Source organism: Limnobaculum allomyrinae (assembly GCF_016649425.1).
Taxonomy (GTDB): Bacteria; Pseudomonadota; Gammaproteobacteria; order Enterobacterales; family Enterobacteriaceae; genus Limnobaculum; species Limnobaculum allomyrinae.
In genome coordinates, this window is the sequence record NZ_JADRCR010000014.1 from 53,005 (window position 1) to 67,481 (window position 14,477).

12 protein-coding genes, 1 tRNA gene and 2 rRNA genes are annotated in these 14,477 nt (G+C 43.3%); 7 read left to right on the forward strand and 8 right to left on the reverse strand.

Going from position 1 to position 14,477, the window contains the following annotated elements:
* The first annotated feature begins 79 nt into the window (after positions 1–79).
* The 3 genes from I2494_RS18855 (at position 80) to I2494_RS18865 (ending at position 3,098) form a co-directional block, all read left to right on the forward strand.
* Positions 80–796 carry an AzlC family ABC transporter permease gene (locus I2494_RS18855; protein WP_218468497.1) on the forward strand — a complete coding sequence of 239 codons (717 nt, stop codon included), beginning with the start codon at positions 80–82 and terminating at the stop codon, positions 794–796.
* Entirely contained in the window at positions 793–1,110 is a 318-nt protein-coding gene (locus I2494_RS18860) for an AzlD domain-containing protein (protein WP_218468496.1), read from the forward strand. Before I2494_RS18855 ends, I2494_RS18860 begins: the two co-directional genes overlap by 4 nt.
* Positions 1,111–1,202: 92 nt before the next feature.
* Positions 1,203–3,098: a diguanylate cyclase domain-containing protein gene (locus tag I2494_RS18865; RefSeq protein WP_218468495.1), complete on the forward strand. Its 1,896-nt coding sequence runs from the start codon at positions 1,203–1,205 to the stop codon at positions 3,096–3,098.
* Positions 3,099–3,131: 33 nt separating this feature from the next.
* Here the strand turns inward: I2494_RS18865 and I2494_RS18870 are convergent, their stop codons facing one another.
* The 3 genes from I2494_RS18870 to gltP all read right to left on the reverse strand — a co-directional run bounded on the left by I2494_RS18870 (position 3,132) and on the right by gltP (position 6,607).
* Positions 3,132–4,460, reverse strand: a complete 1,329-nt coding sequence (locus I2494_RS18870) for an MATE family efflux transporter (protein ID WP_218468494.1) — start codon at positions 4,458–4,460, stop codon at positions 3,132–3,134.
* 94 nt (positions 4,461–4,554) lie between these two features.
* Entirely contained in the window at positions 4,555–5,148 is a 594-nt protein-coding gene (locus I2494_RS18875; protein WP_228351025.1) for a TetR family transcriptional regulator, read from the reverse strand.
* Positions 5,149–5,305: 157 nt separating this feature from the next.
* A complete protein-coding gene (gene gltP / locus I2494_RS18880) occupies positions 5,306–6,607 on the reverse strand; it encodes a glutamate/aspartate:proton symporter GltP (RefSeq protein WP_218468492.1) in 1,302 nt (433 codons plus the stop codon).
* An 847-nt stretch (positions 6,608–7,454) separates the two neighbouring features.
* On the opposite strand from gltP, the gene acs reads away from it, so the two are divergent.
* The 3 genes from acs to I2494_RS18895 are packed head-to-tail and all read left to right on the forward strand — an operon-like array spanning position 7,455 to position 11,431.
* Positions 7,455–9,413 (forward strand): acetate--CoA ligase, encoded by a 1,959-nt coding sequence (gene acs / locus I2494_RS18885; protein ID WP_218468491.1) that lies wholly within the window; start codon positions 7,455–7,457, stop codon positions 9,411–9,413.
* 54 nt (positions 9,414–9,467) lie between these two features.
* Entirely contained in the window at positions 9,468–9,779 is a 312-nt protein-coding gene (locus I2494_RS18890; RefSeq protein WP_130590143.1) for a DUF485 domain-containing protein, read from the forward strand.
* Positions 9,776–11,431: a cation acetate symporter gene (locus I2494_RS18895; RefSeq protein ID WP_218468490.1), complete on the forward strand. Its 1,656-nt coding sequence runs from the start codon at positions 9,776–9,778 to the stop codon at positions 11,429–11,431. Before I2494_RS18890 ends, I2494_RS18895 begins: the two co-directional genes overlap by 4 nt.
* A gap of 45 nt (positions 11,432–11,476) precedes the next feature.
* Here the strand turns inward: I2494_RS18895 and I2494_RS18900 are convergent, their stop codons facing one another.
* Complete coding sequence (locus tag I2494_RS18900; protein WP_218468489.1) at positions 11,477–12,028, reverse strand: zf-TFIIB domain-containing protein; 552 nt, start codon at positions 12,026–12,028, stop codon at positions 11,477–11,479.
* Positions 12,029–12,434: 406 nt separating this feature from the next.
* Between I2494_RS18900 and aqpZ the strand changes: the two genes are divergently transcribed.
* A complete protein-coding gene (gene aqpZ, locus I2494_RS18905; RefSeq protein ID WP_218468488.1) occupies positions 12,435–13,136 on the forward strand; it encodes an aquaporin Z in 702 nt (233 codons plus the stop codon).
* 32 nt (positions 13,137–13,168) lie between these two features.
* Here the strand turns inward: aqpZ and I2494_RS18910 are convergent, their stop codons facing one another.
* From I2494_RS18910 to rrf (I2494_RS18925), 4 genes are all read right to left on the reverse strand, one after another.
* Positions 13,169–13,324, reverse strand: a complete 156-nt coding sequence (locus I2494_RS18910; RefSeq protein WP_218468487.1) for a hypothetical protein — start codon at positions 13,322–13,324, stop codon at positions 13,169–13,171.
* Between the two features lie 686 nt (positions 13,325–14,010).
* Positions 14,011–14,126: ribosomal RNA gene (gene rrf / locus I2494_RS18915) — 5S ribosomal RNA — on the reverse strand.
* A 30-nt stretch (positions 14,127–14,156) separates the two neighbouring features.
* A tRNA-Thr gene (locus I2494_RS18920) sits at positions 14,157–14,232 on the reverse strand.
* Between the two features lie 143 nt (positions 14,233–14,375).
* Positions 14,376–14,477, reverse strand: a 5S ribosomal RNA gene (gene rrf, locus I2494_RS18925); the annotation flags it as partial.

Sequence of the window (14,477 nt, forward strand, 5' to 3'; positions counted from 1 at the left end):
TAGAATCATTGTCATCTTCAGTTTGTGGTATAAAAACAACACAAGAAATAAGTGATATTTACGGATAAACAGCATCATCATGAGTGAATTAATATCAGAAAATAAGCATCCAACAGGGTGGAGCAGCTTTCTGAGAGGTTGTATTGCAATATTACCGTTAAGTCTGGCGGTATTACCCTGGGGAATTTTGGCGGGTTCAATGGCGATTGAGAGCGGCATGACTCCCGCAGAAGGTGTTGGCATGTCTGCCATTATCTTTGCTGGCGCCACCCAACTAGCGGCAATGGGAATGATAAAAGCCGGTGCCGGAGTTATGGCAATTATGATCTCGGCCTTCTTTATTTCTTCACAGCACCTGCTTTACAGCCTGACTCTACGAGACCGTATTGCCCCTCTACCGTTAAGATGGCGTCTGGTTTTAGGTTTTCTGTTAACCGATGAGCTGTTTGCTTTGATTGGAAAGCACAGTGCAGCAGAATTTGACCGCTGGTATGCCCTTGGGGTTGGACTGTTTTTCTATATATTTTGGCTACTATCAACATTGGCTGGCGTATTAGCCGCGACTCAGATAGAAAATCTGGGCAGTTATGGATTAGACTTTTCCATTGCGGCAACCTTCATTGTGATTGTCGTCCCGTTGATTAAAAACATCCCAACCATCGTTTGTGTATTTACCGCACTAATATTGTCCATTGTTCTGGGTTATTTTCATGTTCCCAGTTCGTTAATCATTTCTGGAGTAACCGCTATGTTTGCCGGATTAATCACTTCGCTGGTTATGGGAGATAAAGAATGATCTGGTTGGTTATTTTTACTACCGCCCTGGTGGTGTTTGTAAACCGTTACTTGTTTTTAGAACCCAGTTTGCCGATCAAACTAAGTCCGACTATCAAGAAGCTGTTGGGGTTTTCAATACCGGCAATTTTAACCGCTATTTGCGGCCCTATCATTTTTTTGGACGACCATGGATTTCGGGAACTTCCTCTTAATCCTTACTTTATTGGTGCTGTTATCTCTGTTTTACTGGCGCTGTTTATTCGTAATACGCTGGTTTCAGTGATTCTCAGCCTGCTGATATTTATGTTGCTGAAACAGGTCATACTTTCCTGAGAATTAATACAGGAATCATTTCAATCGCTTGCCTGTAAAGCACAAATATTGTCTATACTTTAAAAGGTATATATAACAATGAGAACGCGCTAATGATTCCTGTACGGCTACCCAATACTGAAAAACAACGGATTGAAATATTAAAGTCACTTCAGATACTGGATACTCCGCCTTCAGAGCAGTTAGACCGTGTGACACGTTTAGTGGCAGACTTTTTTAATGTGCCTATCGCACTGGTCACGCTGATTGATAGTGACAGACAGTGGTTCAAATCATGCTTCGGTCTTTCGCTGACTGAAACGCCACGGGATATTTCAGTATGTAGCCACGCTATTATGCAACGTTCGGTATTTGTCGTTCCTGATTTGCGTAAAGACCCGCGCTTTTGTCATATTCCCCCCGTGGTTGAAGCTCCTCATTTGGTATTTTATGCCGGCTGCCAAATTCACTCTCGTCAGGGAATCGCGCTGGGTACTCTGTGTATCATTGACTCTAAAAAGCATAAATTCAGTCACGATGATGAGCAGAAACTGAGCGACTTTGCCAAAATTGTTGAACAATACTTCCACAGTCTGGAAGAAACTACCTATACCCGCAAAGTTGAAGATAGCCTGAGCAATACTGAATCGATGTTTGCTCAAACGTTCAATCAGGCTGCGGTTGGTATGGCGAATGTCTCCTTAACCGGACAATGGTTACGGGTAAATCCAAAACTTTGTGAACTGCTAGGTTACCCGGAACCTGAATTATTAAATAAGACCTTTCAGGAGATAACTTATCCTGACGACCTGAATACCGACCTCGATTTATTACAAGATGTGTTAGATGGAAAGATAGAAACTTACACCATCGAAAAACGTTATATTACTAAACAAAATCATATCTTCTGGGTGTTGTTAACGGTTTCAATGATGAAAAACAGTCAGGGAATGCCTCATCACTTTATTTCCATCATCGTGGATATTAACGACAAGGTGTCCATTGAGAATGAACTCAAAAACCTGACTGATGAATTGGAAACCAGAGTCAAAGATCGTACTGAGCAACTGGAAAGAATGTTGCATCTGGTCAATGAAGAAGTGGAACAGCGAATTGAGACCCAGAATTTACTCAATATTGAAAAAGAGCGTTTGAAAGAAATTACGGATAACGTTCCTGCTTTAATCAGCTGCGTTAATCACCAACTTCACTATACGTTTAATAATAAAACTTACGAAGACTGGTTCGGCTTGCAGACCAAAAATATTGTCGGCATGTATATGCCTGACGTTATTGGTAAAACCAGTTTCCGGGCCGCTCAACGTTACATTGAAAAGGTCATTGCTGGACAAAAAGTTTCGTTTGAAAATACATTGCCTACCAAAGAGGGCATTAAATACGTTCAAACTACGCTAATCCCCAACAGAGATCGTGAACAGGGCGAGTTCTATATTCTTTCCCTTGATATTACTGAGCTAAAACAGCTACAACAAACTCTGATCTTTGAAGCATCCCACGATATGCTGACCAATTTGCCAAACCGCAGGTCGTTTATTGATACTTTAAATAATATGTTGCTCGATCCTGAGCAACATACATGGCTGGCACTGTTCTTTCTGGATTTGGATGGTTTTAAGGAGATCAACGACAGCTATGGCCATGAGTTTGGTGATAAGGTTTTACAAACCGTCGCCGAAATTATCTGTAAATCGGTACGGCAAAACGACATGGCCGCACGCCTCGCCGGAGATGAGTTTACCATTCTGTTCAGCCATTCTGATAATCCTCAGCACATCGTGTCGGCGATTAGTCAGCGATTATTACAAGGGCTATCTGAAGTTACCCATATCGACCAGACCCCTGTCAGGCTTAGTGCCAGTATCGGTATTGCTATTGCGTTAAATGACGATCTCCTCAAGCCTGAAACCTTACTATCGTTAGCTGATAAAGCAATGTATCAGGCTAAACAATTAGGCAAAGGCACATTCTGTATTGAATATCACTCCTGACCGTACCTGAATACAGAACGGTCAGGAAAAGGCTTACCCAATAATGGCTCGATCCATCTGTTTAACCTGTTTTATCAGCAAAAACAGCACCGGTACCATCAAGAATATGGCTGAAAGCGGCATAGCTAACCAGATACCATCAGTTCCAAGATAACGCGGTAGAATAAATAAAAACGGCAGTTGAATCAGGATATTACAAATCGTAATTATCAATGCTTTATGACCCTCTCCAATCGCCTGAAAAAATGCCTCCGTAACCACAAAGAAACCCTGAATAAACAGTACAAATAAGGAGATACGGATCGCATGAATAATGGCCTGCTGCAAACCTTGATTATCACCGGCAAAAAAACCAGCAAATAAAGCGGGGAATAGCAGCAAAGCTATCGTGAAAAAGACCCCACCCCCAACACTAAACCTCATTGCCAACGTTAACACCTGCTTCGCCGAATCAATCTGCTTTTCACCATAAAAACGGCTGACAATTGGCTGCATACCATGGGCCAGCCCTTCAGACAACAGGTAGTAAAATGTCAGCAAATAGCCAGTCACTGCATAAGCGGCTACTTCAATAGCGCCCCCATATCTCATAAACATAAAGTTATAGGCGACAATCGTTGCCCCTAAATAGAGATACATAAACAGGCTTGATGAGCCATTTTTACTAATCTTCCAACTGAGGTCTATGCGGGGTTTAAAATGACGTCTCTGTACTCTCACTGGACTACGTCGACTAAAAATATAAATCAGCGCCAATACCATTGCAGTAGTTTCTGCAATGACCGTTGCCAGAGCAGCGCCCACCAACTCCATCTCCAACAAGACAATGAATATATAGTCCAACAGGATATTAATTAGTGCGCCCACCACCATAAAGGTTGTGGCGAGACGAGGTGCATTCAGATTACGCATCAGATAAGGTGCAGCAATACTACCCAATACCAGAGGGGTAGCACAGGCCACGACAATCAGAAAGTCATTGCCATACTCCAGCACTTTGCCAGTAGCTCCCTGGAAAGCCAAAATCTTATGCCCAAACAAAAACAGAATAATACTCAACAAAACACCGGGAATTATCATCAGTAAAGGTAACTGACCAATATACGATGAAGCAATTTCACGGTCTCCAGCTCCGCGAGACAGAGATACATGACTTCCAATACCAATACCCACCATTAACCCTACGGCCAACATGACACCAATCAGCGGCCAGGCCAGATTAATCGCAGCCAACCCATCACTACCGATGTATCTCCCAACGAAGATACCATCAATAATTTGATAGGTGCCACTCACTAACATGGCGATTAGCGCCGGAATTGCATAGCGAGCAAAAAGCGCTCCAATACGCTGGTTTTGCATAAAAATACCTGAATAGCCTTAATCAATAATCAACGTTCAAAAAACATGACGGCAATATCATTGTCGCGAAACAACAAGCTACGCCAGAAGATGGTTAGTCAGGCTGATAACCTAACTCATGCCGAATACTATTTCTTAGTAACTCAGCAGATGACACTGGCTGCATAATTGAGGGATTAATATATGAAATAGTAATAGTGCCGAAGCTAATGGACATCAATCGCCATGCTTTTACTTCAATACTCTCCTGCCCTATGTCGTGATGAAAAAAACCACCCTGGCATCCCGACTCAATAATGCGCACTACTTCGTGATGTAGCATCAACATTGAATCGCTATATATCTCTCCCAGCGCTTTATCACGTACGGCCTCGGCCCATGCATCGTTCCAGAGCTTATTCACCGGATCGTTGGGTGATGATGTTGAATAATCCAACAGTTGAAACAGCTGCTCCGGAGGAGCAAATTCGACAATCTGATCGCAGATAGCTTGATGATCCTGCAATGTAAACTGGCGAAACACCTCCCGACGAAGCTCAGAAGTTGATGAAAAATGATGATGAATAATACCTGTCGCAGCGCCCAACTCGGCACTAACCTTTCGGGTAGTCACATTCATAAACCCATCTTTCAATGCGACTTTAATCGCCGCATCCAGAATCGCGTTTCTACGCTCATCTTTTGCCATATAGGACACAGTCAATCCTCTGGTTCTGTCAAATAAGACATTTGATCATATGTTCAAATTGAACACCTGTCCATTTTTATATATTCATTTTCATCAAAAAAGAATAAAAAAACAGCCACCCTAAGGTGGCTGTTTCTCTGATGATAAAAAAGCGTTATCAAGCTATTTTTGTTTTACCAAAAATCTCTTCTTCATAAGCACGAGCTTTATCTTTATCGAACTGTCTTTCCCACTTGGCAATAACCAGTACCGCCAGTGCGTTCCCCACAACGTTCAGCGCCGTACGAGCCATATCCATAATACGGTCGACGCCGGCAATAAACATCAGGCCATCAAGAGGAATACCTACACTACCTAATGTAGCCAATAGCACAACAAAGGATACACCCGGCACACCGGCGATCCCTTTAGAAGTCACCATCAGCGTTAATACCAGGGTGATTTCCTGCATCAGCGACAGCTCAATGCCATACAATTGGGCAATAAAGATAGCAGCAATACTTTGATAAAGCGTCGAACCATCCAGATTAAAAGAGTAACCAGTAGGAACAACAAAGCCAGTAATGGCTTTAGGTGCCCCATAGGCTTCCATCTTTTCGATAATTCTCGGTAATACGGTTTCTGAGCTGGCAGTCGAATAGGCCAAAATTAGCTCATCTTTCAGAATACGAATTAAAGTCCAGATACGTAAACCGCATATCCGCGCAACGGTACCCAGAACGACTAATGCAAAGAAAATAATCGCGCCATAAACCAGCGCAACAAGCTTCACTAATGGAATTAGTGAAGAAAAACCAAAGGTTGCAACAGTCACTGAGATCAATGCGAACACACCAACAGGCGCATAACGCATAATCATATGGGTCACTCTGAACATGGTTTCAGACATCGATCTGAATACATTCAATAGAGGTGCCCGAGTCTCTTTAGGCAGTGACGATAGCCCTAATCCGAATAACACGGAGAAGAAAATGATCGGTAACATCTCGCCCGATGCTAATGCTTTAAAGATGTTGGTTGGGATTAACGACATAATGGTGATGACTAAGCTATGAGCCCCACTCTGCACTTCCGCCGTTGTTGCCTTATATTGAGATATATCCACCGCATTAAGTTGGGACATATCGATACCGTGACCGGGTTGAAAAACATTAGCCGCCACCAAACCAATCACAATGGCTACAGTAGTGATAATCTCAAAATAAATAATGGTTTTCAGTCCGATGCGGCCCAATTTTTTAGCATCGCCGACACCGGCAATACCGACCACCAATGTTGATACCACAATAGGTACCACAATCATCTTAATCAGACGGATAAAAATGTCGCCGGCAGGCTTGAAGAAGTTAACAACTAACCAATCGGTTGATTCACTCCCATGCATCACAGAACCAACGATGATCCCAAGTACCAGAGCAATTAAAATCTGCCAGGCTAAAGTAATTTTAAAACCTTTCATATATCAAAAATCCTTCAATCTCGTTAAATGCCTGCTTACAGGCTCGCCTTAAATAAGGCTTTTCATTATTTTTATGCGGGTCTTCAAACAGATAACACCCCGCCTGAATGATCAATACTCCCTTCGTTTTATGGACAAAAAACACCATAGAAAAAATACAGGCGCTCTTTTTAGCATCTTATGCAGGAAAATTACATTTTTCTTTACATAAATACTGAAATTCAGACGAATTCACTGGCCGAAACCCTACAAGTTGGCATGGTGAATTGCGAAAAAAGAGAGTGTGATTTACCCTCATTTTCTGATTTTATTGGGCAAATTTAATTTACTCTCTCTTAAAAAAATTAACATCTAATCATTTGATATAAATAACTTATTAAAGATAACAGAAAGGAATAATAACTCATTATAAGTATGAAGATATGAAAGTGACAAAAATCGGATAAGTAACAGTATTGGTATATTAGTTCTAATTTCTACAGCTAATGGCCAAAATGAAGATAAAAGTGGGGAATAAAGCGTGACTTTTATTAAATTGATATGTCAACAGGCTACTTTATATTCAGCCACCTTTTATGCTAAAACCGTTTCGGCTGATTTTTTACTCTCTCACGGTTTCCTTTTTTAGCGCATCTAAATGGCGGTCAAATTTAAGCCATCAGAATAAATAATCGTAATTAGATTCATAACAGCCTATTCATTTGTCTTTTAAAGCGATTTTATACCTCCCCCTCATTATTCACTGTAATGAAGCGTGATCTTCCGCGCAAAAAACAAACATAAAATGTGCGCAATGTTTGGGTAACAACTAAATTACATAATGTTAACAAAAATAAAGGGGACAATAATGAGCACTGTTCATAAACATCCCGTTCCTGCTGCTATAGCAGAAAACGCGCTGATCAATAAACAGCAATATCAGGCTATGTATCAGCAGTCAGTAGAAGATCCTGACAAGTTTTGGGGTACGCAGGGGAAAATTATTGATTGGGTGAAACCTTATTCCAGGGTTAAAAATACATCATTTTCTCCTGGCAATATCGATATTCGTTGGTTTGAAGACGGAACACTGAATCTGTCAGCTAACTGCCTGGATCGTCATCTGGAAACGCGCGGTGACCAGACGGCAATTATCTGGGAGAGCGATGATGGTAGTGAAACGCAAAAAATTACTTATCGCCAGCTCTATCAAAGGGTGTGTAAATTCGCCAATGTTCTTAAATCACTGGGAATGAAACAAGGCGATGTCGTAGCGATTTACATGCCTATGGTACCGGAAACCGCTATTGCGATGTTAGCCTGTGCTCGTTTGGGTCTGATTCATTCCGTTATCTTTGCTGGTTTTTCTCCGGAAGCTATTGCCGGGCGTATTATTGATTCCAGTTCTCGTCTGGTGATTACTGCTGATGAAGGATTACGTGCAGGTAAAACCATTCCGCTGAAGAAAAATATCGACGATGCATTAGCAAACCCTAATGTGAATAGCGTTGAACACACCATCGTCTTCAGACGAACCGGTAATACTATTAACTGGAAACCTAATCATGACCTGTGGTGGCATGAACTGGTTGATGCCGCAGGTGATGAATGTGCTCCGGTAGAACTTCCGGCTGAAAGCCCGCTGTTTATTCTTTACACTTCCGGATCAACCGGTAAGCCAAAAGGCGTATTGCATACCACGGGCGGCTATCTGGTTTATGCCGCACTGACGTTCAAATATGTATTTGATTATCACGATGGTGAAATATATTGGTGTACCGCCGATATGGGCTGGGTTACAGGCCATAGTTATGCACTGTATGGGCCATTGTGCAATGGGGCCACTACCCTATTCTTTGAGGGATTATTAACCTATCCCGGCCCTAATCGCATGTCTCAACTGATAGATAAATATCAGGTCAATATTCTGTATACCGCCCCTACCGCCATTCGATCTCTAATGGCGCAAGGTAATCTTGCCATTACAGATACTACACGCAGCTCACTAAGAATCATGGGCAGTGTTGGTGAGCCAATCAACCCGGAAGCCTGGGAGTGGTATTACTACACGATTGGTAATGGAAAATGTCCGATTGTTGATACCTGGTGGCAAACAGAGACAGGTGGTTTCATGCTAACGCCTCTTCCTGGCGCTACAGAGTTAAAAGCAGGTTCAGCAACCTTACCCTTCTTTGGTGTCCAACCGGCATTAGTCGACAATGACGGAAACCTGTTAAGCGATGCCTGTGAAGGTAATCTGGTTATAACCGATTCATGGCCAGGTCAGGCACGAACACTTTATGGCGACCATGCCCGATTTGAACAGACTTACTTCGCTTCATTTAAAGGCTTCTACTTCAGTGGTGATGGAGCTCGTCGCGATGAAGATGGGTATTACTGGATAACCGGCCGAGTGGATGATGTTCTCAATGTATCAGGACATCGTCTGGGAACGGCAGAAATTGAATCGGCGCTGGTTGCTCACCCTAAAATCGCTGAGGCTGCCGTTGTCGGCATTCCTCACTATATCAAAGGACAGGCTATTTATGCCTATATCACACTGAATTATGGCGAGGAGCCCAGCGATGAGCTTTATGACGATGTTATTAAATGGGTACGTAAAGAGATTGGGCCGATAGCCACGCCTGATATCTTGCACTGGACTCAAACCCTTCCTAAAACGCGTTCGGGTAAAATTATGCGGCGCATTCTACGGAAAATCGCCGATGGCGATACCAGTAATCTGGGAGATACCTCTACCCTGGCCGATCCAGGCGTAGTTGAGAAACTACTGCAGGAAAAAGAGTTAATGAAAGCAGCCTCATAACCTACGCCGCCTTGCGCGGCGATATTCAATCTTTATCTCACAGGAGACGCTCTGATGAATGACCACATTTATCAACGGATTGAAAATAACCCGCGCTTCAAAGATCTGGTGCGCAAACGGGACATATTTGCCTGGACGCTCTCGTTTATTACATTGGCCTTATATGTCGGCTTTATTCTGCTGATCGCTTTTGAGCCTCAGTGGCTGGGGACACCTGTTACAGAAGGAACCAGTATTACCCGTGGAATTCCAATTGGCATTGGACTGATCCTTGCCTCATTTATTCTAACTGGAATCTATGTCTATCGGGCGAACAGAGAGTTTGATGAACTCAATGCGCAAATTCTGAATGAGGCACACCAATGAAAACTCGTCTTTTCTCTGCCTTAGCGCTACTGGCAGCCTCCCCACTGGCTTTTGCTGATGCCATTGGTGGCGAAGTCAAACGCCAGCCGCTAAATATTGAAGCGATAGTCATGTTTGTCCTGTTCGTTGGACTAACACTATATATTACTTACTGGGCCTCCAAACGGACGCGTTCCCGCTCCGACTACTATACGGCGGGCGGCAAAATAACCGGACTACAAAACGGCTTAGCCATTGCCGGTGATTTTATGTCTGCCGCATCTTTTCTTGGTATCTCTGCACTGGTCTATACCTCCGGTTACGATGGCCTGATTTACTCTATCGGGTTCTTAATTGGCTGGCCGATTATTCTGTTCCTGATAGCCGAACGCCTGCGTAATCTGGGCAAATATACGTTTGCCGATGTTGCATCATATCGCCTGGGGCAAAAAGAGATCCGTACTCTGTCAGCCTGTGGTTCACTGGTCGTCGTAGCCCTATATTTGATTGCCCAAATGGTAGGCGCCGGCAAGCTAATTCAATTGCTGTTTGGTCTAAATTACCATGTAGCAGTGGTCTTAGTCGGTATTCTAATGGTGATGTACGTGTTGTTTGGCGGCATGTTAGCTACTACATGGGTACAAATCATCAAAGCCGTACTGCTACTTGCCGGTGCCAGCTTTATGGCCATCATGGTAATGAAATCTGTTAACTTTAATTTTAACGAGCTCTTCGTTCAGGCCATCAAAACCAGTCCGAAAGGTGCCGCTATCATGAGTCCAGGCGGATTAGTTTCTGATCCCATCTCCGCGTTATCATTAGGTTTAGCGCTGATGTTTGGTACTGCCGGATTACCACATATCATTATGCGATTCTTTACTGTAAGTGATGCCAAAGAAGCGCGTAAAAGCGTATTTTATGCCACCGGTTTTATTGGTTATTTCTACATCCTTACCTTTATTATTGGCTTTGGAGCTATCTTCCTGGTCGGTGGAAACCCTGCGTTTAAAGACGCCGCCGGAGCCCTGATCGGTGGAACCAATATGGCCGCAGTTCACCTTGCTGATGCCGTTGGTGGTAGTTTCTTCCTTGGATTTATTTCTGCCGTTGCATTCGCCACCATTCTGGCAGTGGTCGCTGGATTAACTCTGGCGGGTGCTTCAGCAGTTTCTCACGACCTCTACGCTAATGTTATCAAGCAAGGTCAGGCCACCGAACGCGATGAGTTGAAAGTATCGAAAGTAACCACGGTCGTGTTAGGGTTTGTCGCTATCGGATTGGGTATCCTGTTTGAAAAGCAAAACATCGCTTTCATGGTTGGCCTGGCATTCTCTATCGCGGCAAGCTGTAACTTCCCGATCATTATTTTGTCAATGTATTGGAAAAAGCTAACCACCAGAGGAGCCATGATTGGCGGTTGGTTGGGATTGCTTAGTGCTGTAGGACTAATGATCCTCGGGCCGACTATCTGGGTACAAATACTGGGGCATGAAAAAGCGATTTACCCGTATGAATACCCTGCATTATTCTCAATGATAATCGCCTTTATGGGAACCTGGTTCTTCTCTATCACTGATACTTCTGCAAATGCAGTTCAGGAAAGAGAGCTATTCTACTCTCAATCTATACGTTCACAGACGGGTTATGGTGCCTCAGGCAGCGTATCCCATTAATTCGAAAAGTTAGTTATGTTAAAGGCGCCAAAGGCGCCTTTAATGTTACTTAATAGCTGACCAGGGATCGTCAGCCAGTAAAAATGCTTTTAATCGATCTTTTTGCGGATGCTGGTGTAACCACTCACGTATTGACTTAATCTTTTGGTAATCACTTTCACCAAATCGCTCCAGATAAAGCTCATCAAATTGCTCTTTAGCTGCTGATTCACGAATTTGACGTTGCCAGACATCAGTAAAAATTGTATTTAGCTTCCCGGCAAGACCATGGGCCTTTAGCAATTCCCACTCGCCTTTATCCATCCAAATACCATTTATTTTTGGGCTTAAATCCAGGCGGTGGTCGGTATCTTTAGAGATGCGGAATTTTAGCATCAACGTCCCGGTTACAGGGCAAAGTAGTGCGGAACGCGTCTCCCCGCTCTCCACAACCACACCTTCGGAAGATGCATCAGATACCTGAAGCTGATTCTTATGATTCAGGTAATCCTCCAGCATCAGCCAGACACCTTCACAACTCTTGCATATTTGACACGGAATAAGCTCGTCCAGAGCCGCAGATTGTAATGTATCAGTTTGACATTTTGGACACTGCATTAAGTTCCACTCCTTGAAAACAACTCATTGATAAGTAATAACTACTTCGTATTAAATATATTCATACGAAATAGCATCGCATAGTAACTAAGAATAATAATAAACACCAAATTAATTAATAATACGATATAAACAATCGCATAAATTCAAAAGAATATATTTGAACAATAAATGCATACCTAACAAACAGCAATAAAACACAAAAAATCATTTTATATCAGCTAATTACATAAAAATATTCCTGTCTAATTTGAAGCAACACTTCTTGTGTGACTAATATCGCACATTTGAATAAAAACCACTGCTCGGTATACACTCTGGCCCGTCAGTCGTAATGGACTATATTCATAGGGTAGACGTACTAATCGTTAGTATGCCTATTTATCTTTTTAAGGAAAATTGCATCATGTTAAGAAAACTCTCAGCTGAGTTCTTTGGTACTTTTTGGCTAGTCTTTGGTGGTTGTGGTAGTGCTGTTTTAGCTGCTGCTTTCCCTGGTTTGGGAATTGGCTTTGCCGGTGTCGCACTGGCATTCGGTCTTACCGTATTAACCATGGCTTATGCTGTCGGTCACATTTCTGGTGGACATTTCAACCCGGCAGTAACACTGGGTTTATTTGCAGGTGGTCGTTTTCCTGCTAAAGATGTTGTTCCATACATCATTACACAAGTTATTGGCGGTATTGCTGCTGGTGCAGTGTTATATCTGATCGCCAGTGGTAAAGCAGGTTTTGATGCCAGTGCCAGCGGTTTTGCTTCTAACGGTTATGGTGAGCACTCTCCTGGTAATTTCTCTCTGCAGGCTGCTATTGCTGCTGAATTCGTATTGACCGCATTCTTCCTGATCATCATTCATGGTGCAACGGACAAACGCGCTCCTGCTGGATTCGCCCCTATCGCGATCGGTCTGGCCTTGACGCTGATTCACTTAATCAGCATTCCTGTGACTAATACCTCTGTTAACCCGGCACGTAGTACTGGTGTTGCAATTTTCCAGGGCGGCTGGGCATTAGAGCAACTGTGGATTTTCTGGCTGGTACCTATCATTGGTGGTATTGTTGGTGGCCTGATCTACCGTGGCCTGCTGGAATGTAAAAAAGCAGACTAAGTACGATTTAAATTGACACTAAACCCGCTATTTTAGCGGGTTTTTTTATTGCTGGTTTTATCCATCTTCTCTCGAACGTCTTCGTAATAAAGGCTATATTGATACCGATTTGCTAATAGCCCCCTCACCAATAAGGCTGAAAAGCCATACATACCATTCAGCATAGAGATTCCTCCTGAATTAGTCATAGTGCAATTCTTATTTAGATCTTCGCTACAGATATCAATACGCCTGATATCTTCTCTCTATGCGTTTTAGGAGCCTAATACTCAAGAGCTGTCGAATTGATCACGCAATATTCTGTGTTTAACCACTGCATAATTAATATGGCTTTCCAGAGGCAGGCAAGAGCTACAACATTCATAGTGTAACGACACTTAATGAAGGCCTGGCAGTTTATGCATGATTCCGTCATTTCTCCTTCGGCTCAAGACGCCCGTTGCTCAAACCCGCTTTGCAGGTTTGTCTTGCTCTCCATCGGGTAACAAACCCCATCACTATTAAAGCAAAAAACCTCAGTCTTTCGACTGAGGTTTCTCTTAATTAAAATCTGGCAGTTTATGAACGACTCCGTCATTCCCCCTTCGGGTCAAGGCCGCTCATTGCTCAAACCCGCTTTGCAGGTTTGTCTTGCTCTCCATCGGGTAACAAACCCCGTCACTATTAAAGCAAAAAACCTCAGTCTTTCGACTGAGGTTTCTCTTAATTAAAATCTGGCAGTTTATGAACGACTCCGTCATTCCCCCTTCGGGTCAAGGCTGCTCATTGCTCAAACCCGCTTTGCAGGTTTGTCTTGCTCTCCATCGGGTAGCAAACTGCATCACCATTAAAGCAAAAAACCTCAGTCTTTCGACTGAGGTTTCTCTTAATTAAAGTCTGGCAGTTCCCTACTCTCGCATGGGGAAGCCCCACACTACCATCGGCGCTACGGCGTTTCACTTCTGAGTTCGGCATGGGGTCAGGTGGGACCACCGCGCTATCGCCGCCAGACAAATTCTTTCTATGTCTAACATAGTTAAGTGGTGCTGATACCCAGAGTCGAACTGGGGACCTCACCCTTACCAAGGGTGCGCTCTACCAACTGAGCCATATCAGCGCCAAAACCGGTTTTATCAGATACAAACCTGATAACAATATCTACAGTCTAGCAGTTTAAATGACATTGTCATTTAACCATCGGGACAAGATTTGTACCGTTCCGTGGTTTTAGCTACTTATACTGCTAACATCAAATTTAAAGCCTGGCAGTTCCCTACTCTCGCATGGGGAAGCCCCACACTACCATCGGCGCTACGGCGTTTCACTTCTGAGTTCGGCATGGGGTCAGGTGGGACCACCGCG

What these genes read in the sequence shown, in the direction of transcription:
- I2494_RS18910 (WP_218468487.1), bottom strand. Translation starts at nt 13,324, where the DNA reads ATGACTAATTCAGGAGGAATCTCTATGCTGAATGGTATGTATGGCTTT.
- I2494_RS18860 (WP_218468496.1), top strand. Translation starts at nt 793, where the DNA reads ATGATCTGGTTGGTTATTTTTACTACCGCCCTGGTGGTGTTTGTAAAC.
- I2494_RS18890 (WP_130590143.1), top strand. Translation starts at nt 9,468, where the DNA reads ATGAATGACCACATTTATCAACGGATTGAAAATAACCCGCGCTTCAAA.
- I2494_RS18900 (WP_218468489.1), bottom strand. Translation starts at nt 12,028, where the DNA reads ATGCAGTGTCCAAAATGTCAAACTGATACATTACAATCTGCGGCTCTG.
- I2494_RS18895 (WP_218468490.1), top strand. Translation starts at nt 9,776, where the DNA reads ATGAAAACTCGTCTTTTCTCTGCCTTAGCGCTACTGGCAGCCTCCCCA.
- I2494_RS18855 (WP_218468497.1), top strand. Translation starts at nt 80, where the DNA reads ATGAGTGAATTAATATCAGAAAATAAGCATCCAACAGGGTGGAGCAGC.
- I2494_RS18870 (WP_218468494.1), bottom strand. Translation starts at nt 4,460, where the DNA reads ATGCAAAACCAGCGTATTGGAGCGCTTTTTGCTCGCTATGCAATTCCG.
- I2494_RS18875 (WP_228351025.1), bottom strand. Translation starts at nt 5,148, where the DNA reads ATGGCAAAAGATGAGCGTAGAAACGCGATTCTGGATGCGGCGATTAAA.
- acs (WP_218468491.1), top strand. Translation starts at nt 7,455, where the DNA reads ATGAGCACTGTTCATAAACATCCCGTTCCTGCTGCTATAGCAGAAAAC.
- aqpZ (WP_218468488.1), top strand. Translation starts at nt 12,435, where the DNA reads ATGTTAAGAAAACTCTCAGCTGAGTTCTTTGGTACTTTTTGGCTAGTC.
- gltP (WP_218468492.1), bottom strand. Translation starts at nt 6,607, where the DNA reads ATGAAAGGTTTTAAAATTACTTTAGCCTGGCAGATTTTAATTGCTCTG.
- I2494_RS18865 (WP_218468495.1), top strand. Translation starts at nt 1,203, where the DNA reads ATGATTCCTGTACGGCTACCCAATACTGAAAAACAACGGATTGAAATA.